The sequence below is a fragment of the Legionella moravica DSM 19234 genome, from assembly GCF_000423305.1.
Classification (GTDB): domain Bacteria; phylum Pseudomonadota; class Gammaproteobacteria; order Legionellales; family Legionellaceae; genus Legionella; species Legionella moravica.
The window spans coordinates 38,641-62,471 of the sequence record NZ_AUHS01000003.1 but is presented as its reverse complement, the minus strand read 5'-3'; the positions used below and the strand labels follow the sequence as shown (position 1 = coordinate 62,471).

The following is a 23,831-nucleotide window of genomic DNA, read 5'->3' as shown; positions in this document are numbered from 1 at the left end:
ATAATTGGTTAAAATGTCGTCACTGGCGAGGTATTACCGGAACAATTTAAAAATAAATACTGCCTCATATTAAAATTTCAAATTCAAAAGAGTAAGGAGCGGGCATGGGAGTGCAGGTTGAATTAAGTGAAACTTCTCAGAAATTAATGAACGAATTGATCACTGCTTATGGACCTGAAGCTGTAATTCCTGAATTTTTGGTTTCCCCAGTAGACTCAGTACGATTGATTGATTGGCTGGCTGATGAACTCAAAATTCCAGAGACTTCTTCCAAAACCTATAAAGAAAAAATTGAGTTCATTATTGCTTCGTTGCGTGCTGAATTATTAAAAGATCTTTTGACCGCCATGCCAGGCACTAATGCCTATGTTAGAAAAGCAGAGCCACCAGCCTCATCAAGTAATCAAAATAAATTTATTCTTTTGGCAATTGCCGGGACGTTATTAGCTGCTTGCGAAGGCTTTGACAGCATTGCCTCTTTATTATCGGTTTTGCCATTTCCCCCTTTAGCCATATTCGCAGTTGGTGTTGTATTTTCAGCCTTGTCCATTGTGGTTTTTTATGGATTTGATCTCGTCCAGGTGTCTCAGAATTTAGGAGTGAAATTAAGAGATACTCCTAAATTACTAGACATTTATCTAACTCAGCTGGATGAAATTAAAGCAATTAGAAGAACACTGGAATCTTATGACCTGACTCAATTGACAGGGCAAAAATTGGAACTCTATGAGCATACAATTGTAATGCTGCAATTTCGCCTTAAAGCCGTAGCACAAGCGAGTAAGCAATTTGAAATGGCACTGAATAGCGAGAACATGAAATTAGCCGAGACCGTTGTTTCCTGGGTGGCTGGGTTGTTATTTTTTGGTAGTGGATATTTTGCAGGCCAGTCTGTTGCTGTATTTGTTTTGAGTTTGTTTATGACCGCAGTGTCGCCTGTTTTTTTTCCAATAGTTTTGTTTGGATTAGGCATAGGTTTTGCGGCATTCGGTCTTTACTGGAATGTAGAGCGGATTGGTGTAAAACAACTGATTAGTACCTGGTTTGGGCTTGACGAAGAAAAAATAGATAAACTCTGTGATTCTGAAAATTTGGCAAATCAAGAAAGCAAATTGGACATTTTATTGGAGCGTGTTTCAAATACCAAGGCATTAATCAACAAGATCTCTGAATGGCAACAAGTCAGTAGTAGTGCAACACTTAAGGAAACTCATAGTCCAGAAGAATCCTCAAGTGCCAATAAGGATAAGAATCCAGTTATTAATACCAGTAACAATATCTACTCATTTCATCTTAATTCTTCAAGGCAGGAGAGTAGCCAAAGTGAGATGGGCTATGAAAAGGCTGCTGGCTGTACTCACAATTAGAGTCTAGATGATCCAGTCCATAATTGATGTTTGCTAAATGAAGCGGCATGTAGACTAACAATGAATTACCTTGTAAATAATCCGGGTTTGTTGATAAGTAAAATTCATGCAATTCATCTCCCTCATCAATTGTAAAATTGCTTTGACTTCTTAGCGGCACCAACGGTGAATTAATCACAAGAGGATGGGAATTGGTTGTAATCCATCCATATTGCCTTTTAAAAGCATTAATGAGCGTCAGTATTTGCTCAGGAACTCTTTGAGAAGGTTTAGGATAAATGGAATCACTAAGCTGATAAATATAATCATAAGTCAGTGGGTTGTTTGCAAATGCGAGATAGATAATCTCTTCATGAGGGTTTGTCAGTTTTTCTTTTATTGCTTGCGTCAACCCTGAGCTTTCTATTGTTGGACGCACTTTATAAAGCGGATTCAGATAAATATAAGCAGAGTACACAATCACCTGTTTTTTATTCAGATCAACCTGGTGCCTGTAGATACGTGAAAATCCGGCTATTTCCTTATTCATTCCATACAGTACTGTTAATTCACCCTCTGTTTCCGGTTGCAGGATCAAACGTTCAAATTCATCATGATCTGCCAGGTGATAGGATTTTGAAAGAAAACGATATAAATCTTTGCTTAATTGCCCTGAAAAAGAAGTCTGAGTTGCAATGACAAACGAATCAATTGCTATAACATCTTGAGTTTTCATAGTTCTCTCCATTGAACATCTCCGCTTATTCGTTCGTCTCAATTTATCCATAAAATGTATTGGGCGAAGAGCGGATAAAAACTAACCAACTCTAATATTTATAGACCGAATTTGAGCATTGTCAAACGTTTTGAATTGTCTTTCAAATTTTTAAAATATCTTTAACAAAGGGGATGGTGATTTTACGATGGGCTGCCAGGGATGCATCGTCCAGACGATTAAGCAGCTGATGTAAATCATGCATATTACGTGAACAACGGTTCAACAAGAATTGCCCTACGCTCTCGGGCAAATCAATTCCTCGTTTAAACGCATGTAATTTAAGCGTTTTGATTTTTTCTTCATCGCTTAACTCATTGAGTTGAATAACTAATCCCCAGGCAAGGCGTGAGCGAAGATCTGCCAGGTTTATAGTGCTTTTAGCTGGGGGCAGATTTCCGGAAATGATTAGTAATCCTTTTTCCATATCTTTTATTCTATTATAAAGATGAAATAAGGCCTCTTCCCAGGCAGGGTTATTCGCAATGGCATCTATATCATCGATACAAATTAAATCTTGCTCTTCCAGCCCCTCTATCGTTTGCGGTCCCCAGTCCTTAAGAAGCGTCAAGGGAAGATAAATTGCCGATTGTTTTAAATTGACGGATTGGCAACAGGCTTGCAGCAGATGTGATTTTCCACTGCCTTTGGGACCCCAGAGATAAAGTAACCTGTCTTCCTGCAAGGTCAGCATCTTTGCTAGCTGTTGTTGTAATAGACCGTTATTCTCCCAATTAAAATCAGCGAGAGTAGCTTCATCGTTGAGTTTTATTGCTAAAGCCAATTGCTTGTTCATTGCGTTTGTTCTTTTTTGGGCCAGGCCTTCTTACCCCAGGTCCAGATATAATCAAGATACGTGGTTGCTGTAGTGAATGCCGTTAAGTAAATGAGAGAGTCTACTAAGTAGACAGAAAATTTAAAGTATGCCAGTTCAAACAAGCATAGGGTAACCAGAATGAGTTGAAATGTGGTATTGAATTTACTTAATAAAGTGGGTTCAAAATCAAGTTTACGTTGAATAAACCAAAACCAGGCCAGTACTCCCATTGAGATGGTAAAATCTCTAAGGAATACCAGAATAACTAGCCACCAGGGTAGCGAGCCAATGAGAGCTAATGAAATAAAGCTTGAGGCTACTAACAGTTTATCAGCCAGAGGATCAACAAAAGAACCAAAAAAACTTTGCCAATTAAAATGACGGGCTAACCAACCATCAAGTCCATCAGTAATTCCGGCCAGGATAAAGGTATAAAAAGCATTAACGTACTCATGATGATATAAATACATCAAAAATGGAACAATTAGCCCTAACCGAAACAATGTTAACGCATTGGGTATATGTTTTAGTATCATGTGTCATACGATAATTTTATTTACTCTCATTGATTAGCATGTTGAGAGTAGGTATTGCGCCAAATGTACATCCGCAAGTATGGATCACACCTGGCAGTGGTATGAGCTAGTTTATACAATACGGCTGCCTCTGTCACGTGATTGAGGGATGTATCGTGCATTCTCTGTTGTTCTTGAAGACTTAAGTACTATTGGGATATTGGCGGTTTACTTTCTCATTGAATATATAAATGATCATTTTGATTCAATTCAAACTGATCTTTTCGACAGATTCCCTGCCTGTATTTCTATCGTGATAGAAAATCAGGGCAAGGGAGAATGTGCCAGGACTTTTTACGAATTCCATCCTGGTTGAACTGTATATTCTTGATTGGGATCCAATTCGCTATCATCTATTTTGATAGACAGTGTTTGAGACACTTGGTCTGATGTAATTTGGCCATGTGATTTCCAAAAGGCCAGGCTATTTTTTGTCATTAAAGAAATCAATAATCCACTACCGCATAACAGAATAGATAGTGCATATCCGATATTTTTTAAAAATTGGATTGAACACGGATCCCTATGTTGTGACAGTTCACCTTTAACAGCAATAAATTTACTTTTAAATTGTTCGACGAATTGACTGCGTTCCTGATTTTTCATGCTATATAAATTATCTCCCAAAGACTCAAGTAATGAGTCAATAATTTCTAATTTTCTTTTGATGACCGGATCTGCCAGATTAGGCTGTGAAACCAGGTGCGTTTTATAATTGCTGCAGATTTGAAGAAGTTGTTGATGTTGATCCAGGCTATTTTTAATGGTCATTAGTACGTTCATCGTTAGTAAAGGAAAACGGATTATACTCATAATAAATTAAGAAAAAATTAATCGGGGTAATTTACTCATCATATAATTCGCGCGACGATGGAAATCATTTGATGAGCGGGGCAATACGCACTCATTGAATAGGGTAAATAGTTGTGAACATCGATTCAGAGTTCTTAAAAAGAGTTATCGCAAATCACTGAATAAGAGAAATTTAATTTTATCGATTGGGTTGAAGATGATAAAATCATCCGGTTTTTATTCCCAAGAGTTATTTTCATGAAATACAGGCCGGATATTGATGGGTTAAGGGCTATTGCGATTTTGCTGGTCTTGATTTACCACGGAGGCCTGGCATTTCTCCCTTCCGGGTTTGTGGGGGTGGATGTATTTTTTGTTATTTCCGGATTTCTCATTACTCGCATAATCAGCGAGTCCCTGAATAGTCAAAGTTTTTCGTTTATTGAATTTTATAATCGTAGACTATGGCGTCTTCAGCCCGTATTCTTTTGTCTAATCGTGTGTACTACGATTTTATCTTTTTTGCTTTTTTTACCTGAGGATTTAATCCAGTTCAGTCGCAGCGCACGTAAAACGTCTTTATTTATCTCCAATTTATTTTTTAATCATACGACGACAGGATATTTTTCTCCTGACACTCATCAACTGCCACTCTTGCACACCTGGTCACTGTCAATTGAATGGCAATGTTATTTGATTTTACCTATAGCGATGTTCATTTTGCATCGTATGGTAAGCAAAAAAAATGTGATTCGAGTTGTTTTGGTTCTGACCATTATTTGTTTTTTGATGACACTGCGACAGTCTCATGATATTCCAGCGCAAACCTATTACCTGTTCTCCAGTAGAATTTTTGAATTTTTATTAGGTTCTTGTATTGCGTTAATGCCTTTGTATCGTGCCAATTTAAACAGTTATGTTCTGTCAATAGCAGGACTAATCTCTTTGAGTACCATTTTTTATGTGGCCAGACTTGACCAGATACTTCTTGGATATCCTAATGGTTATGCCTTTTTGGTCTGTCTGGCAACTGGCTTCTTGATTGCTTTGGGCCAGTATAATTCGGAGCATTTTTTAGTAAAAATTCTATCAGCAAAGCCTTTGGTTTTTCTAGGTGTATTGTCCTATTCCTTGTATCTTTGGCACTGGGTTGTGTTTTCATTTTTAAGATATCAAGGTAATGTCGAGACGCCTCTGGTATTGCTTTTAGCCTACCTGCTTACCTTTGCTCTAGGTTATATATCATGGCGTTATATTGAAAAACCTGCCAGGCGTTATCATCAGATTCCGTTTCACTATACTGTTATTATTTTATTGTTGTTGCCTATTGCGTTTACTCATTTAAACTCAGCAGTCATTAGGTATCAATCGGGATTTCCGCAGCGTTTTAATCAGGAGTTGGTACATATTTATAAGCAATTGGAACATTATAACAGTGCGCAAAGACCCTTATGTATTAGTAACAAATACACGGATTATGATCGTGTGTGCAAATTGGGCGCTAAAAAAGCAGAGAGCAAATCAGCTTTGATGATTGGGGATTCTTTTTCCAACCACTATTGGGGATTAATGGATACATTGGGAAAAGATGCGGGGATAGCCATTCAGGCCGAAGGCACATCCTCGTGCCTCACATTACCAGGTATTTTTCTTTATGATTGGTGGACATTTAAAAACAGTGTCTATCAGGAATGTTTTGATCAGACCCAAAAATATTTTCGTAAAATTCACAACAATCATTATGATTACGTCATAATTGGACAAGTCTGGAGTAATTACCTGACTGAAAGCATCATTAATCAGATTGGTGACCCGCGTTCTAAGTCGTTGGCGAAGCAACGGTTTAAAGTTGCTTTAGACAAAGCTTTGGATGTAATAACGAATTCTGGGGCCAAACCTGTTTTAATCAAATCGACAGCAATCATGAAAAATAATGCCTTGGCTTGTTTTTACAAGCACATAAAATTTCATCAATCTTATAATCCTGAACAATGTAAATTTAATTTTTACAGCTCAGAGAAAGATCAGTGGATTAATGCGGTTTTTGATGAGATGAAAATGAAATATCCTCAGTTAATTATTATTGATCCCAAAAAAGTTCAATGCCCCAATAATCGCTGTACAGCAGATCTTGAGGGGATTCCAGTTTATCGTGACGCAGGACACATTACCGATTACGCGTCGTATCGGTTAGGGGCATTATATCTTCAGGAGTTTGGCAATCCACTAAACTGATTTATTTGCGCTTTTCTTCATTTTTACGGTAGAGAATGACCGTATTGCCAATCATCTGTACTAATTCAGCTTGCAATTGTTGGCATAATTCGTGCGCCATTTCCAATCGGTCTTCCTTTTCTGCACCATTAATTTTAACTTTAATTAATTCATGGGATAGTAAGGCAATATTGGTTTCAGCAATAACTGCTTCGGTTAATCCTTTGGCACCCAGAAGTATTACAGGTTTCAAATGATGGGCCTGTGCTTTAAGTGATTGTTTGAACGAAGTATCCACTATGTTGTTCCTGATCGATAAAATGGCAAATTATTGCACGTTTTGCTGGGAAAAGGTAGTAAAATTCAGTATCATAGGATAATCCAGTATAATATTTGAAATTTATGAGTCGTACTAAAAGCAGTAAACGTTGGTTGCAAGAGCATTTTGATGACGTTTATGTTAAAAAAGCACAGGCAGAAGGCTACAGAAGCCGCGCTGTTTATAAACTTAAAGAAGTGGATGAAAAGGAACTGCTGCTGAAGCCAGGAATGACCGTTGTTGATTTAGGTGCGGCACCAGGTGGCTGGACGCAGTACGTATCTGAACGATTAAATGGTAAAGGTCATATTGTTGCTTTAGATATACTCCCTATGGATTCATTGCCCGACGTAACTTTTATTCAGGGAGATTTTAGGGAAGATATCGTATTACAGGAATTAATTAATTTAATTCCAGAACGTAGTGTGGACTTGTTATTATCAGATATGGCCCCAAATATGAGCGGAAGTTCGGCTATAGATATACCTCGCGCCATGTATTTAGTAGAGCTGGCTTTTGATTTTGCAGAAAAAATGTTAAAACCGGGGGGCTCTATGTTAGTTAAAATTTTTCATGGTTCTGGGTTTGATGAATTAGTGAAACAAGCGCGAGCATCTTTTGAGCGAGTGGTTATTCGTAAACCATCAGCTTCAAGATCTCGTTCAAAAGAAACCTATTTGCTGGCAAAGGGCTATAATTTATAGTAGCTTTATATATATCTCTTGAAGGATAAAGATGCACCATTACAAGCAACTTCATTTACAAGGGTTATATTATCGTTCTCATAACAAAGCTGTAAGTAACTAATGAGGTTAATACTTTGAACGACATGGTTAAGAATTTATTTTTATGGCTGATTATAGCGATTGTGCTAGTCTCTGTTTTCAGTAATTTTGGTCCTCGAAACTCTGTTGCTGAGAAAGTTTCTTACAGCCAGTTTTTGAAAGAAGTCGATCAAGGCATGGTGAACTCAGTTACTATTGAAGATAACAAGATCATCAAAGGGATGACAAAAAATAATAAACGCTTTGTCACTTATATGCCAATGCAGGATAACGCACTTTTAGGTGAACTGTTAAAAGGCAAAGTGGATGTTAGCGGCCAGGAAAAGCAACAAGAGAGTTTTCTCTTGCATCTGTTTATCAACTGGTTCCCCATGCTGCTTTTAATTGGTGTCTGGATATTTTTTATGCGACAAATGCAAGGCGGCGGTGGTCGTGGTGCTATGTCGTTTGGTCGGTCACGAGCACGATTGCTCGGTGAAGACCAGGTCAAAGTTACCTTTGCTGATGTGGCAGGTGTCGATGAAGCAAAGGAAGAGGTTAAAGAGTTGGTTGACTTCTTACGTGACCCTACCAAATTTCAAAGCCTGGGGGGACGAATTCCTCGAGGCGTTCTCCTGGTTGGCTCTCCTGGTACTGGTAAAACCTTGCTTGCCAGGGCTGTAGCAGGGGAAGCAAAAGTTCCTTTCTTTACTATTTCCGGATCCGATTTCGTGGAAATGTTTGTGGGTGTAGGCGCATCTCGTGTCCGAGATATGTTTGAACAAGCCAAAAAGCATGCTCCATGTATTATCTTCATCGACGAAATTGATGCAGTGGGTCGGCATAGGGGGGCGGGCCTTGGTGGTGGACATGATGAACGCGAGCAAACGCTTAACCAGCTTTTAGTTGAAATGGATGGTTTTGAAGGCAGTGAAGGAGTTATTGTTGTTGCCGCGACTAACCGTCCGGATGTCCTGGATCCTGCTCTGTTGCGTCCCGGACGTTTTGACCGACAAGTTGTTGTGCCTTTGCCTGATATCAGGGGTCGTGAACAAATATTAAGAGTTCATTTGCAAAAAGTACCTGTAGATAACAGTGTTGAAGTCATGGATATTGCCAGAGGGACTCCAGGTTTCTCCGGTGCTGATTTATCCAACCTGGTGAATGAAGCCGCTCTCTTTGCTGCTCGTGCGAACAAGCGTAAAGTGGGTATGATCGAGCTTGAAAAAGCAAAAGATAAAATCATGATGGGTACTGAAAGGCGGTCCATGGTGATGGATGACAATGAGAAAAAGCTTACTGCTTATCATGAAGCCGGACATGCCATAGTAGGTTTGTCAGTGCCTGAGCATGATCCCGTGTATAAGGTCTCTATCATTCCTCGCGGAAGAGCCCTGGGGGTAACGATGTTCTTGCCAGAACAAGACAGATACAGTCATAGTAAACGTCGTTTGGAAAGTCAGTTATCCAGTTTATTTGGCGGACGAATTGCTGAAGAGCTTATTTTTGGTCTCGAAAGTGTAACCACTGGTGCCTCAAATGATATTATGCGTTCAACTGAAATAGCTCGTAAAATGGTTACTACCTGGGGGCTGTCAACCTTAGGGCCTCTAACTTTTGGAGAAGAAGAGGAAGAAGTATTTTTAGGTCGATCAATGAACAAACATAAAGAAATGTCAGATCGAACCGCACAGCAAATTGATGATGAAGTTCGAGCTATTATTGATAGAAATTATCAAAGAGCGAAAGAAATCCTGGTTGCTAATATGGATAAATTGCATCTGATGGCTGAGAGTTTAATTAAGTATGAGACTATTGATGCGGATCAGATTAAAGAAATCATGTCTGGAAAAGAACCTTCGCCACCAGCTGGCTGGGGTGCATCAAAACCTCTAGAAAAAACAGAAGCATCCAACGACACAACTGCAAAACCAGTTAATGGTGAAACCATAGAAAATCCAGCTGAAGAGCATTGATTTGTTATGTTCAAGCTGTTAACAGAGGTACTCGGGTGACACCAGAACAATTTATAGGCTGGCTTGAAGAAAGAAGCCAGCCGGATTTTCCCACCAGTTTCCAAAAGCCACTCATTATGGGGATATTGAATGTTACTTCAGACTCATTTTCTGATGGCGGAAACTTTTTATCTACGGATAGAGCCTGCGAGCATGCTTTTAATTTAATTGCCCAAGGCGCAGATATAATTGACATTGGTGGTGAGTCAACAAAACCTGGCGCAACTTACGTTTCTCTTGATGAAGAATTATCAAGAGTTCTGCCCGTGATTGACCAAATTAGAAAAAACTCGGATGTTTGTATATCGATTGATACCTATAAGCCTCCGGTAATGAATGCTGCAGTGGGCGCTGGAGCGAATATCATTAATGATATCTATGCGTTAAGAAAAGAGGGTGCACTTGAGATGGCAGCTCAACTGAACGTCCCTGTTTGTTTGATGCATATGCAGGGTGACCCTCAAAACATGCAAGATAATCCGCGATATCCTCTCGGAGTGATGTCTGAGTTAACACAATTTTTTTTAGAACGTATTAATGCCTGTGAGAAAGCAGGAATTAATAGAAAACAGTTAATTATTGACCCAGGATTTGGTTTTGGTAAGCGAGTAGAAAATAACCTTCATCTGATGAAACGGATCAATGAGTTTACTTACTTAAATAGACCTGTACTTTTAGGTGTCTCGCGTAAAAGCACAATAGGGGCGGTTCTTGGAAAAGAAGTAAATCAGAGATTGATTGGCAGTCTCTCCCTTTCTGTTTATGCTGCACTGAACGGTGTCGGGATTTTAAGAACACATGATGTTAATGAAACACAGCAAGCCTTACACATGATTGATGCAGTATGTCAGGCTGGCTGAATAAATTTATATTGTGTACAACGTGTGTAGATGATTCAGATTTGACTATCCAGTGAATGCAATACAGGATTCGGTTCGAAAGAAATGAACACATTTTGTTCATTATTACTATTGGATTTTAGTACGATGATGAATGGTCTAAACACTGTTTTGGTTGAATTAATTAAAAGGTAGGTAAGGATGAGTCAACGTAAATATTTTGGTACTGATGGCATACGAGGGCACGTGGGCTTATCAAGTATTAATCCGGAGTTCGTTTTAAAGCTGGGGTGGGCGGTTGGCCGGGTGCTTGGCAATGGACATCGCAAGAAAGTGGTTATAGGTAAAGATACGCGTGTATCGGGATACATGCTCGAGTCCGCTCTGGAAGCAGGACTGTCTGCCGCTGGTGTCGATGTAGCACTATTGGGACCTATGCCAACTCCAGGAATTGCTTATTTGACGCAGACTCTAAGAGCGAATGCAGGAATTGTTATTAGTGCCTCACATAATTTATTTGAAGATAATGGAATTAAGTTTTTCTCTGCTGATGGTGGAAAACTTCCGGACAGTGTTGAGCTTCTGATCGAGGCCGAACTTGAGAAGCAGTTGCAGACAGTGCCTTCGGTTAACCTGGGTAAAGCAACTAGAATTAATGATGCTGCAGGCCGATACATTGAATTCTGCAAATCAACGATACCTTCTATGTCACGATTATCCGGGTTAAAAATTGTTGTCGATTGTGCTAATGGAGCGACTTATCACATCGCGCCCAACGTTTTTTCTGAATTGGGTGCTTCTGTTGTTGCTATTGGGGATAGGCCAGATGGTTTTAATATTAACGAGAAATGTGGTTCTACTTCACCTGAATTATTGCAAAACAAGGTTCTAAGTACTGGTGCTGATATTGGTATTGCGTTAGATGGCGATGGTGACAGGCTGATTTTAGTGGACGCCAAAGGTAATTTAATCAATGGAGATCAAATTCTTTATATTATTGCTAAAGATCGACAGCAAAGAAATGTTTTGCATGGAGGAGTTGTCGGTACTTTGATGAGTAATTATGGCTTGGAATTGGCTCTGTCAGCACTAAATATCCCTTTTGTTCGCTCTAAAGTTGGTGATCGATACGTATTAGAAGCACTACGTGAAAATGAATGGAAGATTGGCGGCGAAACATCGGGGCATATTGTGTGCCTCGACAAGACGACAACTGGTGATGGAATAGTTGCTGCACTCCAGGTTTTATCCATTATGATGAAACAAGATAAAACTTTAGAGGAGTTGACTCAGGGAATTACTTTGCTGCCTCAATCTCTGGTTAATTTGAAAACAGATCGCGCTGCAATGTTGGCATCAAATCCGCAGGTTATAAAAGCGGTTCAGTCACTTGAAGGTACGTTGAAAGGTCAAGGCCGTGTTTTACTGAGGCCTTCAGGCACTGAACCATTGCTCAGAGTCATGGTTGAAGGAGCTGATGAGTCAATTGTAAAGCAGTACGCTCAACAATTATGTGACGACATCAGCCTCATTGATCGAGAAGCGAATAGCTCACAAGCTCCTGTTTAAGGTGTGTTTAATGGAAGCAGATCATGCATCATTTCATCTGCTTCCTTAATTAATCGATGTGATTTAGTATTAAATAAACACGGTTTTTTAGAATATTCATATACTGGTTGATTTTGAATTTTGCCCAAAATAAATCTGTAAAGATCTTCTAAAAACTCCCAGAGTTTCATAAACCCCCTATGGCGTTTTAAGGGGTCGTAACGAGGATCTGTTGCTAGCGAAGGGATCTGATCCGCTGTAATAGTTCGATTGGGTAATTTTACATAGAGTTGCATCATATGTACCGAACGTACTGCCTGTAGGAATAATTCAGCTTCAATGGGGTATTCTTTCTTTAATCTGGAATAATGATCATAATGTTTTTTTAATTCTTTTGGACAATCCATCATAATGTCTGATTCATTATAGGGTTCATCTGTTATGAATAATGAAGGTTTTATTGCAAGTAAGGCTTCAATGCCTTGTGAGGGTTGAGGACACAGACGCATATAGGCATTCAGTACATCGGTGTTATTCATATGTTCCACTTCAAATAAAATATCGCGCACAATATGTGCCGCTTTGTAACAATTTAATTCATTATTAAGCTGAAATTTTATTTCGAGGTAGAGTTCTTTATACCATTTTTGCAACACATTAGGTAATCTGTTCAGATAACCCAGAATCTCATGATGCCATTTGATGGTATTAAGAAGATTATGATTCTGCAGAGAATAATCTTCACGATCTTCAGAAGTTAAATCCTCAGCTGAGCAACTGGAATTGTCAGGTGTACTGGCGGTGCTGCATTCATTTTCCGATATTGGACTTAGTGGGGCAGCTAAGGCAATGTGATGATCTAACGATTGCTGACAGTCTTGTCTTGAGCTTTGTTGATCTGAATTTTCAGCAAGATTTACAACCAGAAAGCTAGGTTTAGGAGCAATAATCTGGCTTCGAGGTGAAACTACATGTTCCACTAAATCCGTTTCATTGTCAGGTGAATCCTTATCAGAGCTAACTGAACCAGAATGGTCTTCATCAGAAGGAGCATCCAGGTAATAATCTACTGGATTTGGAGGGGACTGTGGTGGTGATAAATTTGAAAATGCAGGGAAGCGTTCATCAAGGAGATCAGAATTATTATTTTCATAATCGCTGGATGAATCAGTGTATTCTTGAGCTTCATCAGAGTTAGATGGTGAGTCGAGTTCAGATGTCCAATCAGAATCTGCATCTTCAGATGAACACGACAACGACTCATCAGATGACTCTTCTGGAAATAGTCCCAATTCAGGAGATTTTGTGTCTGATTGGCTAGGTTCTGGAAGTGTTATCGTTGAAGGTTCAGATTCCTCGCTCAACTTCTGCTTTGGTTCCAATTGCTCTTGAGCAGTAGTCGAAAATACATTAATTGAAATAGTTGGCTGTGGTGAGTCGCTATAAACAGGATCTTCTTGCGATATTGTCGAATTATCAGAGCGGTTTGAATCCCAATGGGTTTCTTTGGATTCTTCAGCTTTGAGGTTTATGGTTGCTGGTGCTGGTAATTCAATCAATTGGTTTAATTTTAGGGAAATCACATCTTTTAAGGTAGTTAGATGATTTGATATGGACTCCAGTACACCCTCTTTCGGTGGTCTTTTTAAATGGGATTTTAGTTGCTTCTGCAATTCGACAGTTTGGGTGAGTTGTTGAGCCAGTTTGTCATAAGTCAGGGCGTCCTGAAGATAAGAATCGCATAGTCCTATGAGCTTTGTATATTCATCTTTTTGTTCTTCTAGAGCTGGAAAAGTCTTCTCTTCATTTTTTGCATCTTGGATGGTGGGTAATAGAATATCGTGATCAGAGATTAAATTAAAGTCTGCTCTTAATCGATTAATCTCATTTAATATAAGAAATAATTCATTAAGCTTAGTTAACGCGGTACCTTTTCTTTCAAGAGTATACGATATAGCAGGAATATTCAGGATGATGGTCTCTAAAAAATGCATGTCCGGTGAATTTTCATTGAGGACCATAGTTGCCGTATAGGATGAGGGTGGCAGGTCATATAATAACTGCAATGCTTCAGAAACTAACTCAGAACGCTCCAGGGTGTTGATCGAATTGGTTGGAGTATCATGAATTTGGGGTGGATCAACAAGTTGTGCTTTATTTTTTTCAGCTTGAAGTGCAATAATACTTTTTGTAATGTTAAGCTGCTTGTTTTCTGTTTCACTTTTCTTGGTTAGTAATTCAAGGAATTTAACTGAAAGAGAGATAGTGCGTTGTTCCTCATCATGTTTTCTATTACCATCTTGTAGTGTAACAAGGTTTATTCCCCACAAAGTCCATGCTACGGGATCCAAATAAGTTAAGAACGAGTCCATTTTTTTTCGATATGAACATATCAAGGCGTCTCTATCAGCGCTGGAGGTAAACTCTTGAATTAATTGAATTTTTACATCTTCATCTAAAGAATTATTAGCTAATTGAGTTTCAATATCATGTTTGTGTTCAGTCAGCTCTTCTTGTTCCTGTTCAAGCTCTCTAATACGTATCGGCAGGTTCTCATTGGAAAGCCGCTCAGAAAATTTCTTTTGAAGAAAGAGAGCGGTTTTCTGCATGGTTGAAAAAAATTCTGTTTCAGAGGAAACCTTGCTGATGATGTTTTGAATGTGTTGAGCCGATTGATTGTGTGAGCAAGTGATATCGAGTTCGTTCAGTTCAGCTGCGAGTGTATCAAATTTGGATTTGTTGATGACTAGCTTGGCTTTGCCGATACGATTATCAATTTCAGTGCGTATATTGACCAATTTCGACGAAAATTCAGCTACTTTTGTTTTCTTTTCAACAAAAGATGTTTTTGTTTTGATTACGGCTAATGGATCAGAGGCTAAAGTAAACTCATTGGCTTTGATTTCAATATCCTTATAAATTGGCAATAAAGTACTTTTAAGTTGGTGAATACGTTCTTGTAAATCAGTTATTTGACTTTGTGTCAGTTCAATTTGCTGACATAATTCAGCATGGGTTTGGATTGTATGCTCCAGATCAGCTAATTGGTTGTTGTATTTGTTGTACTCAACAGCCAGTTCATGCAACCGTTTAAGTACATTGAAATGTTCTATATATTCAGCGGATGGTTCCTCTGTTAAAAACAGAGTTTTGTCGAAGAGGTTTTTTAAAATCAGCGGATCAATTGGGTGTTTTAAAGCAGAAATTTCATTCAATAATTGCAGTATGATCTCATTCATTGGTATACCCTCCTTGTACAGTCATTAGGATTCTAACGAAATAACGGGACTAAGCAAGTAGGATATTCACATTTTATGTAAAAATTGTAGATAAACAATACTAAAAAAAACACAGAATAATGCTACACATCTGAGCGAAGTTTGGGTATAGTCCGAACCTGAAATAGGGAGGGGCTATGAGACGTAAAATAGTTGCTGGAAATTGGAAAATGAATGGTCGCCTGGAGCTGGTGGTTCAATTGACTAACCAGTTGAAAGATCAGATTACATCGGATTCCTGTGTAGAGACGGTGATTATGCCTCCAAGCATCTACCTTTCCTTGATTAAAGAGATATTAGGTGAATCACCTATTAAAACAGGCGCACAAAATGTTTACCCAAAGGATGCCGGCGCTTATACTGGTGAACTGTCAGCGCCGATGATAAAAGAGTTTGGCTGTCGTTACGTTTTGGTGGGACACTCTGAACGAAGACAATATTTTCATGAAGATGAAAATTTTGTCGCACAAAAATTCCACCATGTAAAAGATCATGGTATGATACCTGTTCTTTGTGTAGGTGAAACGCTTATTGAGCGTGAAAAAGGACAAACAGAGCAAGTAATTGCCAGACAATTGCATGCTGTAAGCGAAAATAATAAACAATGTTTTTCAGATTGTGTAATTGCTTACGAACCTGTTTGGGCTATAGGCACGGGTAACACGGCAACGCCAGAACAGGCACAAGAGGTACATCAGTTCATAAGAGAAGTGGTTGCCGATGTAAATAATAGTGATGCTGAGCGTTTAACACTTCTCTATGGAGGCAGTGTGAACGAAAATAATGCCAAGGCATTATTTGCCATGCCAGATATCGATGGTGGTTTGGTAGGGGGCGCATCGTTGAACGCGAAACAGTTTGTGGAAATTGTCAAATGTATCAATTGATATTAATGATTCATGTAGTGGTTGCTGTAGTCTTGATAGGCTTAGTGCTCATACAACATGGTAAAGGCGCTGATATTGGCGCAGCTTTTGGTTCTGGGGCGTCAAATACTTTATTTGGAAGTCAGGGTACCGGAGGCTTTTTATTTAAATTAACCGGTGGTTTGGCGATGGCATTTTTTGTCACTAGCTTAATGTTATCCTATTTGGTTTCTACGCAATACCAAAAAGCAGAGCAGCAAGCTATCCCTCAACAGACAACTGTACCAGTAAGCTCAGTACCAGTTCCGGTTGATAGTAGTACAGATGTAAAAAAATAATAAATATAATGTTCCATTATGAAGTCCTGAACGGATTGTGGAAATTTTCATCCTGAGACAACCCTCAGTGTTTATATTGAGTCTTGCGTCTAAAGTGATGGTTTTTTCATAAAATCGAGGGTAACATAACGGAAAGTTTGACAAGACATGCCGAAGTGGTGGAATTGGTAGACACGCCGTCTTGAGGGGGCGGTGGCGTAAGCCGTGCCGGTTCGAGTCCGGCCTTCGGCACCATTTATAATCCGAGCAAGGTGAACTGATGCTATCTCAATATTTACCCGTTCTCGTTTTTATTATCGTTGGCTTAGGATTAGGCCTGGCGATGATAGGCGCTGGCTCTTTATTTTCAAAGAGAAGCCCCGACGATGCCAAGAACGCTCCTTACGAATGCGGCTTTGGCGCATTTGAAAGTTCGCATATTCCCTTCGATGTGCGTTTTTATCTGGTTGCTATATTGTTCATCATATTTGACTTGGAAACCGCCTTCTTTTTTCCATGGGCTTTAGCTCTGCGCAAGATTGGCTGGTTTGGGTTTGCAGGTATGATGCTATTTCTTGGCTTATTAGTTATTGGATTTATTTACGAGTGGAAACGGGGTGCTTTAGAGTGGGAGTAACTTTATCTCGTAAATGTTCAAACAATTATTGAGTTTATTATTAATTAACTGCTTAGAGGCTAGCTATGGCGGTTGCAGAATTGCAAAAAAATGGCTTTATAACGACTTCGGTCGATAAACTTGTTGGATGGGCTCGTAGTGGTTCAATGTGGCCTATGACTTTTGGTTTGGCATGTTGTGCTGTGGAAATGATGCATGTTGGTGCTGCGCGTTACGATCTTGACCGATTTGGGATAATCTTTCGCCCAAGTCCACGTCAATCGGATGTAATGATTGTAGCGGGTACTTTGTGCAACAAAATGGCTCCTGCTTTACGTAAAGTGTACGACCAAATGCCTGAACCACGCTGGGTCATTTCAATGGGTTCCTGCGCTAATGGCGGCGGATACTATCATTACTCTTACTCTGTAGTGCGAGGATGTGATCGTATCGTTCCGGTAGATGTTTATGTGCCTGGTTGTCCACCAACTGCCGAAGCACTTCTCTATGGCATCATTCAATTACAGAATAAAATCAGACGTAAACAAATAATAGAAGCTTAAGAGCATCAAAGGTGCAAATTAGATGACTAAAAACGATTTTTTGGTTGAACAGCTCAATGCTGAATTAGCGGGTCACATAAGCAATATAAATATTGCTCATAATGAAGTGACCATTGAATGTAATGAAAGCAATTTATTACCCATAATGCTTGAACTGCGAGATAGAGAATCCTTTTCTTTTGATCAGCTTATAGATATTTGTGGTGTTGATTATTTACTCTACGGTGAGTATGACTGGGAGACCGATTCTGCTACCGAAAATGGATTTTCAAGAGGTGTAGAGCGTCAAGAGGCGAGAGCATATGCACTCGATAAACCCAGATTTGCGGTTGTATACCATCTTCTTTCAACAACAAAAAATCACCGTTTACGAGTCAGGCTGTTTATAGACGAAGCACATTTAATAGTCCCATCAGTACATCACCTTTGGAAAAGTGCCAACTGGTTTGAACGTGAAGCATATGATTTGTTTGGTATTCTTTTTGAAGGCCATCCAGATCTTAGACGTATATTGACTGACTATGGCTTTATTGGTCATCCGTTTCGTAAAGATTTTCCTCTTAGTGGTCATGTTGAGATGCGCTATGATGCAAAGTTGCAAAAGGTCATCTATGCTCCCGTCGATATTGTGCCCAGAATTGGGGTGCCTAAAGTAATTCGTAATGATAATCGTTACACAGGTAATGAGGGTGATGGCAAATGATTGAATTAAAGAATTATACTTTAAATTTTGGCCCTCAACACCCTGCAGCGCATGGTGTTTTGCGTTTGGTACTTGAACTGGAGGGTGAAACTATAGTTCGTGCTGATCCTCATATTGGCCTACTTCATAGGGCAACAGAGAAATTAGCTGAAACAAAACCCTATTTGCAGAGCATCGGCTATATGGATCGCCTGGACTATGTGTCCATGATGTGTAATGAACACGCTTACGTCAGATCAATTGAAAAATTATTGGGTATAGAAGCCCCGATCCGCGCGCAATACATTCGTACCATGTTTGATGAGGTCACTCGAATACTCAACCATTTGCTTTGGGTAGGAGCAATTGCAATTGACCTGGGTGCAATGACTGTGTTCTTGTACTGTTTCAGAGAGCGTGAAGATCTGTTCGATTGTTATGAGGCGGTTTCAGGAGCCCGTATGCACGCGACCTATTATCGTCCTGGTGGTGTAGCAAGAGATCTACCTGATTCAATGCCTAAATATAAGCCTTCACGTTGGCATAATGAACGTGAAGTAGAAAAAATGAATCAAAACAGGGAAGGTAGTCTTTTGGATTTTCTCTGGGCATTCACAGAGCGATTCCCTCATTGCGTCGATGAATACGAAACACTTTTAACCGATAACCGAATATGGAAACAACGTACAGTTGATATTGGTGTAGTCTCGCCAGAAGATGCTTTGCAATGGGGTTTTACCGGTCCAATGCTAAGGGGTTCAGGTGTGGCTTGGGATTTACGTAAAAAGCAGAGTTATGCTGCGTACGATAAAGTTGACTTTGATATTCCCGTGGGTAAGAAGGGGGATTGTTACGATCGTTATCTGGTACGTATTGAAGAACTACGGCAATCAAACCGTATTATCAGGCAATGTATTGAATGGCTTAGAAAGCATCCAGGTCCAGTGAAAATTGATGACCATAAAATCACCCCACCTCGTCGTGTTGAAATGAAGCACGATATGGAGTCCTTAATTCACCACTTCAAATTATTTACTGAAGGTTTTTGTCTGCCACGTGGCGAAGTCTACTCTGCAGTGGAAGCGCCAAAAGGTGAGTTTGGTATTTATATGATCTCTGATGGTGCAAATAAACCGTACCGTATGAAAATTCGTGCACCGGGTTTTGCTCATTTATCCAGTTTTGATGAGATGGTAAGAGGTCATATGCTTGCAGATGGTGTGGCTGTTCTGGCAAGCCAGGATATAGTATTTGGTGAGATAGATCGCTAATTGAGATCCAGTACTTGCCTGAAAAGGCAGTGTAAAAACAAACAAGATAAAGGTTTAGATATGTCTGATACTTCAGAAAAAATATTACACCAATTTATGCCGGCAAAACGTATGCATGAAATTAATGAATGGATTGAGAAATACCCAGCTGATCAGAAGCAATCTGCAGTAATGAGTGCTTTGCGTATAGTTCAGGAAGAACATGGGCATTTGACACCAGAGTTAATGGATGCAGTAGCAGAGTATCTTGATATGGCTCCAATTGCTGTGTATGAAGTTGCCAGTTTTTACACGATGTATGAACATAAACCAGTAGGAAAGCATTTGGTTAATGTCTGCACCAATATTTCCTGTTTATTAAGAGACTCTGCGGGTGTGGTAGAGCATTTAGAGAAAAAACTGGGTATTAAACTGGGTGAAACAACCGATGATGGGCGTTTTACCTTAAGGTCAGTAGAGTGTTTGGGAGCCTGTGTTAATGCACCAATGATGCAGGTCGATAAAGATTATCATGAAAATCTCACTGCGGAATCAATTGATGCGGTGTTGGAACAATACCAATAAGAGATAGAGGTGCTAGACATGGTTGAATTAAATCAGGTTTGTTATCGAACAGTTCATTTACCAGAGCCATGGACTCTATCTACTTATGAAAGTGTTGGTGGATATAGTGCGTGGCGTAAGATATTAAAAGAACAAACCTCTCCTCAATTAATCATAGATGAGTTAAAAACGTCTGCACTGCGCGGACGAGGTGGAGCAGGTTTCCCTACAGGACTAAAATGGAGTTTTATGAACCGTAATTCTCCCGTTCAAAAATACGTCGTGTGTAATTCGGACGAAGGGGAACCGGGTACTTGTAAAGATAGAGAAATTTTAAGTTTAAATCCGCACCAACTTATTGAAGGTATGGCCATTGCGGGATACGTTATGGGCGCAACTGTTGGATATAACTATATTCGAGGTGAATTTTGGTTACCCTATGAGCGCACCGAGCAGGCATTAAAAGAAGCATATGCTGCTGGATTACTTGGCAAAAATATTATGGGCTCTGGGGTCGATTTTGATCTGTTCAACCATTTAGGTGCTGGCGCTTATATATGTGGTGAAGAAACAGCGCTTCTAAATTCATTAGAAGGTAAAAAAGGTCAACCACGATTTAAACCCCCATTTCCAGCTAATTATGGTTTGTATGGTAAACCCACTACGATTAATAACACCGAAACATTTGCCTCCGTCCCGGTTATCATGGAAAAAGGTGGCGAGTGGTTCCTTAAACTGGGCAAGCCGAACAATGGCGGAACAAAATGCTTTAGTGTGAGTGGGCATATAAACAAACCAGGAAATTTTGAGATCCCGTTGGGTACACCATTTAAGACTCTTCTTGATTTGGCCGGTGGGGTTTTGGAAAATCGTAAAATTAAAGCCGTTATTCCTGGCGGAACTTCCATGCCAGTTTTACCTGGTGATGTAATGCTTGGACTGGATATGGATTACGACAGCATCCAGAAAGCAGGTTCAGGACTTGGTTCTGGAGCCGTAATTGTTATGGATGAAACAACGTGCATGGTGGATGCTTTATATCGCATTTCAGAATTTTATATGGAAGAATCTTGCGGTCAGTGTACACCTTGTCGCGAAGGTACAGGCTGGTTGGTTCGATTATTACATCGAATCAGACACGGCCATGGTGAGCCGGGGGATATTGAAAAACTGGTCAATGTTGCTAATAACATTGAAGGACGAACCATATGTGCTTTGGGCGAGGCTGCTGCCTGGCCAGTGCAAAGTTTCATTAAACATTTTTATAATGAATTTGATTATTTCATTAAGCATAAACGCTCGATCGTTGCAGCATAATTGAGAAGGTTAGACCATGGCTACTATTGAAATTGACGGTAAAACATTTGAAGTCGAAAACGGTAAAATGATCATTGAAGTAGCAGATGAAGCGGGTATTCATATTCCTCGTTTTTGCTATCATAAAAAACTGTCAGTGGCGGCTAACTGCCGTATGTGTTTGGTTGAAGTTGAAAATGGAAGAAAGCCGGTACCTGCTTGCGCCACTCCGATAACGAACGGAATGAAAGTATATACTAAATCCGAACAAGCCTTGCATTCACAGAAAGTAGTTATGGAGTTTTTATTAATAAATCACCCGCTGGATTGCCCGATTTGCGATCAGGGTGGCGAGTGCGAATTACAAGATGTTTCCATGGGCTTTGGTGATGACCACTCTGAATATACTGAGAGTAAGCGTTCAGTTGAGGATGATGATTTAGGTACGTTGATCTCTACTGAAATGACTCGTTGTATACATTGCACGCGTTGTGTTCGATTTGGTGATGAAGTTGCAGGTGTAAGAGAACTGGGCGCTACTGGCCGTGGTGAACACATGCAAATCGGTACCTATGTAAAGCATAGCATGACCTCAGAGGTCTCTGGAAACATTATCGATTTATGTCCTGTAGGTGCATTAACGTCTAAACCATATCGATTTACTGCACGGTCATGGGAATTAACTCAGCATGATAGCATTGCTCCTCATGATTGCCTGGGTTCTAATATATATCTGCATACTCGAAACAATGTTTTGATGCGCGCAGTACCCAAAGAAAATGAAGGCATTAATGAAACATGGTTATCCGATAGAGACAGATTCAGCTATCTGGGATTAAAAAGCACATCACGTGCAGGAAAGCCCCAAATTAAGCGTAACGGTCAATGGGAAACAGTTGATTGGGAAACCGCTCTGAAATTTACTGCCGATGGTATCAGCCGCGTAATTAAACAAAATGGTGCTGAACAAATGGCTGCCTTCGCATCCAGTTCGTCAACATTAGAAGAAATGTATCTTTTACAAAAATTAATGCGTGAAATTGGTGTGCATAATATTGATCACAGACTTCAACAAATTGATTTCCGAGATCAGGATAACCAAAGCACAACTCCAGGCAGTTCTATTCCTTATGCTGATATAGAACATCAAAATGCAATATTACTTGTCGGATGTAATATCGACAGAGAAGTTCCGCTGGCAGGAGTACGCGTAAGAAAGGCTTATCGAAATGGAGCAAAAATCCATGCTATTAATCCTGTTGATTATGATTATCGTTTCGAGTTGGATGGCAAAACAGTTATTTCTCCATTAGAAATGCCAATGCAACTGGCCAGACTGGCTCTTGCATTGACACCAAATGTTAAAAACTTGCCAGAGGAAGTACAAAAACTCTTAATTGGCCTTGAAGCAGATCAATTTTCCAACACTGTAGCGGCTTTATTAAAAGAAGAGAATGCATGTATTGTCACTGGAGCGATTTGTGAAAATCATCCTGATGCATCAATAATACGTACCTTGATTGCAGTGATTAAACAATTAAGTGGCGCTAATGTTCTTAGGTTAACCACTGGCGCTAATTCTGCTGGTGCCTGCATGGCGGGAATGTTGCCACACAGAACAGTAGCAGGGAAGTCTGTTGCCGAGCCAGGCATGAATGTACACGAAGCATTAAATGCCAAATTGAAGGGATATTTTTTAATGGCTGTGGAGCCTGGATTTGATTTTGCCAATCCCTATGGTGCCAGACAATCCATGCTCGCTGCTGAGTTTGTAGTGATGTTATCGGCGTATCAGCATGATTCAATGCTCGATTATGCTGATGTAATTCTACCAATAGCCCCATTTGCAGAAACATCCGGGACTTACATTAATGTAGATAATACATGGCAAACCGTAAAGGGCGCTTTATTACCTTTTGAAGAATCACGCCCAGCCTGGAAGGTTTTAAGAGTGCTGGGTAACTTATTGCATTGCAAGGATTTTGAATATACTTCAACAGAGGAAATTTTATCTGAAGTAAAAGAGTGCGCTGCAATGACGATGGAGCATGATTACACGCCATATTATCCAGAGTCCCTTCCTGTTATAAACCAATCGCTTGTTCGCGTAGGTGAATGGCCTCTATATCGGATTGATGCAATTGTACGAAACGCAAAAGAACTGCAGTTATGTGCTGCTTCTGAATCAGCCTGTATAAGGATTAACCCTGCAACAGCAGATAGATTGAAATTAGACGATATTGCTACTGTATCTCAGGGAGATATTGAGATAACATTGCCGCTTAAACGTGACGAGCGCATTGCGGCGGATGTTGTATGGGTAGCAAACGCGATGCCTGAGACTGTAGATTTAGGTCATTCATTTGCTGCAATAACTATTAAGCGCTAGATAGGT

The 23,831-nt window shown here is 39.8% G+C and carries 21 protein-coding genes and 1 tRNA gene; 16 read left to right on the top strand and 6 right to left on the bottom strand.

The annotated features are described in order from the left end of the window. Positions 1–104 precede the first annotated feature (104 nt). The gene (locus G543_RS16775; protein ID WP_051190531.1) at positions 105–1,367 is read left to right on the top strand and encodes a hypothetical protein; all 1,263 of its coding nucleotides are present in this window, start codon (positions 105–107) and stop codon (positions 1,365–1,367) included. Here G543_RS16775 and G543_RS0100270 read toward each other — a convergent pair. The 4 genes from G543_RS0100270 to G543_RS0100250 form a co-directional block, all read right to left on the bottom strand. Further along, a complete protein-coding gene (locus G543_RS0100270; protein ID WP_028382733.1) occupies positions 1,294–2,082 on the bottom strand; it encodes a hypothetical protein in 789 nt (262 codons plus the stop codon). The two genes, G543_RS16775 and G543_RS0100270, sit on opposite strands and share 74 nt — an antisense overlap. Positions 2,083–2,224: 142 nt before the next feature. Beyond that, complete coding sequence (gene hda / locus G543_RS0100265) at positions 2,225–2,917, bottom strand: DnaA regulatory inactivator Hda (protein ID WP_028382732.1); 693 nt, start codon at positions 2,915–2,917, stop codon at positions 2,225–2,227. Further along, on the bottom strand, positions 2,914–3,474 hold the full coding sequence (locus G543_RS0100260) for a CDP-alcohol phosphatidyltransferase family protein (RefSeq protein WP_028382731.1): 561 nt from the start codon (positions 3,472–3,474) through the stop codon (positions 2,914–2,916). The genes hda and G543_RS0100260 overlap by 4 nt, the downstream gene beginning before the upstream one ends. Positions 3,475–3,807: 333 nt before the next feature. Then, the gene (locus G543_RS0100250; RefSeq protein ID WP_028382729.1) at positions 3,808–4,284 is read right to left on the bottom strand and encodes a hypothetical protein; all 477 of its coding nucleotides are present in this window, start codon (positions 4,282–4,284) and stop codon (positions 3,808–3,810) included. A 279-nt stretch (positions 4,285–4,563) separates the two neighbouring features. Here G543_RS0100250 and G543_RS0100245 point away from each other — a divergent pair, with 279 nt between their 5' ends. Next, the gene (locus G543_RS0100245) at positions 4,564–6,540 is read left to right on the top strand and encodes an acyltransferase family protein (protein WP_028382728.1); all 1,977 of its coding nucleotides are present in this window, start codon (positions 4,564–4,566) and stop codon (positions 6,538–6,540) included. A 1-nt stretch (position 6,541) separates the two neighbouring features. Here the strand turns inward: G543_RS0100245 and yhbY are convergent, their stop codons facing one another. After that, positions 6,542–6,817, bottom strand: coding sequence for a ribosome assembly RNA-binding protein YhbY (yhbY, locus tag G543_RS0100240; RefSeq protein ID WP_028382727.1), 276 nt, complete (start codon positions 6,815–6,817; stop codon positions 6,542–6,544). Positions 6,818–6,921: 104 nt separating this feature from the next. On the opposite strand from yhbY, the gene rlmE reads away from it, so the two are divergent. The 4 genes from rlmE to glmM all read left to right on the top strand — a co-directional run bounded on the left by rlmE (position 6,922) and on the right by glmM (position 12,025). Continuing rightward, positions 6,922–7,542 (top strand): 23S rRNA (uridine(2552)-2'-O)-methyltransferase RlmE, encoded by a 621-nt coding sequence (gene rlmE / locus G543_RS0100235; RefSeq protein WP_028382726.1) that lies wholly within the window; start codon positions 6,922–6,924, stop codon positions 7,540–7,542. Positions 7,543–7,667: 125 nt separating this feature from the next. After that, positions 7,668–9,578, top strand: coding sequence for an ATP-dependent zinc metalloprotease FtsH (gene ftsH / locus G543_RS0100230; RefSeq protein ID WP_035921101.1), 1,911 nt, complete (start codon positions 7,668–7,670; stop codon positions 9,576–9,578). Between the two features lie 35 nt (positions 9,579–9,613). Beyond that, complete coding sequence (gene folP / locus G543_RS0100225) at positions 9,614–10,477, top strand: dihydropteroate synthase (RefSeq protein ID WP_028382724.1); 864 nt, start codon at positions 9,614–9,616, stop codon at positions 10,475–10,477. Between the two features lie 180 nt (positions 10,478–10,657). Then, positions 10,658–12,025 carry a phosphoglucosamine mutase gene (gene glmM / locus G543_RS0100220; protein WP_028382723.1) on the top strand — a complete coding sequence of 456 codons (1,368 nt, stop codon included), beginning with the start codon at positions 10,658–10,660 and terminating at the stop codon, positions 12,023–12,025. On the opposite strand, the gene G543_RS0100215 is transcribed toward glmM, so the two are convergent. Beyond that, complete coding sequence (locus G543_RS0100215; protein ID WP_028382722.1) at positions 12,022–15,243, bottom strand: coiled-coil domain-containing protein; 3,222 nt, start codon at positions 15,241–15,243, stop codon at positions 12,022–12,024. The two genes, glmM and G543_RS0100215, sit on opposite strands and share 4 nt — an antisense overlap. A gap of 176 nt (positions 15,244–15,419) precedes the next feature. Here G543_RS0100215 and tpiA point away from each other — a divergent pair, with 176 nt between their 5' ends. The 10 genes from tpiA to nuoG all read left to right on the top strand — a co-directional run bounded on the left by tpiA (position 15,420) and on the right by nuoG (position 23,825). Further along, the gene (tpiA, locus tag G543_RS0100210) at positions 15,420–16,169 is read left to right on the top strand and encodes a triose-phosphate isomerase (RefSeq protein WP_028382721.1); all 750 of its coding nucleotides are present in this window, start codon (positions 15,420–15,422) and stop codon (positions 16,167–16,169) included. Next, positions 16,157–16,486: a preprotein translocase subunit SecG gene (secG, locus tag G543_RS0100205; RefSeq protein WP_028382720.1), complete on the top strand. Its 330-nt coding sequence runs from the start codon at positions 16,157–16,159 to the stop codon at positions 16,484–16,486. Before tpiA ends, secG begins: the two co-directional genes overlap by 13 nt. Before the next feature lie 149 nt (positions 16,487–16,635). Further along, positions 16,636–16,720: transfer RNA gene (locus tag G543_RS0100200), tRNA-Leu, on the top strand. A gap of 25 nt (positions 16,721–16,745) precedes the next feature. Next, positions 16,746–17,102 (top strand): NADH-quinone oxidoreductase subunit A, encoded by a 357-nt coding sequence (locus G543_RS0100195; RefSeq protein ID WP_028382719.1) that lies wholly within the window; start codon positions 16,746–16,748, stop codon positions 17,100–17,102. 65 nt (positions 17,103–17,167) lie between these two features. After that, the gene (locus G543_RS0100190) at positions 17,168–17,644 is read left to right on the top strand and encodes a NuoB/complex I 20 kDa subunit family protein (protein ID WP_028382718.1); all 477 of its coding nucleotides are present in this window, start codon (positions 17,168–17,170) and stop codon (positions 17,642–17,644) included. Between the two features lie 22 nt (positions 17,645–17,666). Continuing rightward, entirely contained in the window at positions 17,667–18,347 is a 681-nt protein-coding gene (locus tag G543_RS0100185; RefSeq protein WP_028382717.1) for an NADH-quinone oxidoreductase subunit C, read from the top strand. Then, positions 18,344–19,597 carry an NADH-quinone oxidoreductase subunit D gene (locus G543_RS0100180; protein ID WP_028382716.1) on the top strand — a complete coding sequence of 418 codons (1,254 nt, stop codon included), beginning with the start codon at positions 18,344–18,346 and terminating at the stop codon, positions 19,595–19,597. The genes G543_RS0100185 and G543_RS0100180 overlap by 4 nt, the downstream gene beginning before the upstream one ends. A 60-nt stretch (positions 19,598–19,657) precedes the next feature. Next, on the top strand, positions 19,658–20,161 hold the full coding sequence (gene nuoE, locus G543_RS0100175) for an NADH-quinone oxidoreductase subunit NuoE (protein WP_028382715.1): 504 nt from the start codon (positions 19,658–19,660) through the stop codon (positions 20,159–20,161). A gap of 18 nt (positions 20,162–20,179) precedes the next feature. Continuing rightward, a complete protein-coding gene (gene nuoF, locus G543_RS0100170) occupies positions 20,180–21,457 on the top strand; it encodes an NADH-quinone oxidoreductase subunit NuoF (RefSeq protein WP_028382714.1) in 1,278 nt (425 codons plus the stop codon). Positions 21,458–21,473: 16 nt separating this feature from the next. Continuing rightward, positions 21,474–23,825, top strand: a complete 2,352-nt coding sequence (nuoG, locus tag G543_RS0100165) for an NADH-quinone oxidoreductase subunit NuoG (RefSeq protein ID WP_028382713.1) — start codon at positions 21,474–21,476, stop codon at positions 23,823–23,825. Positions 23,826–23,831: the final 6 nt, after the last annotated feature.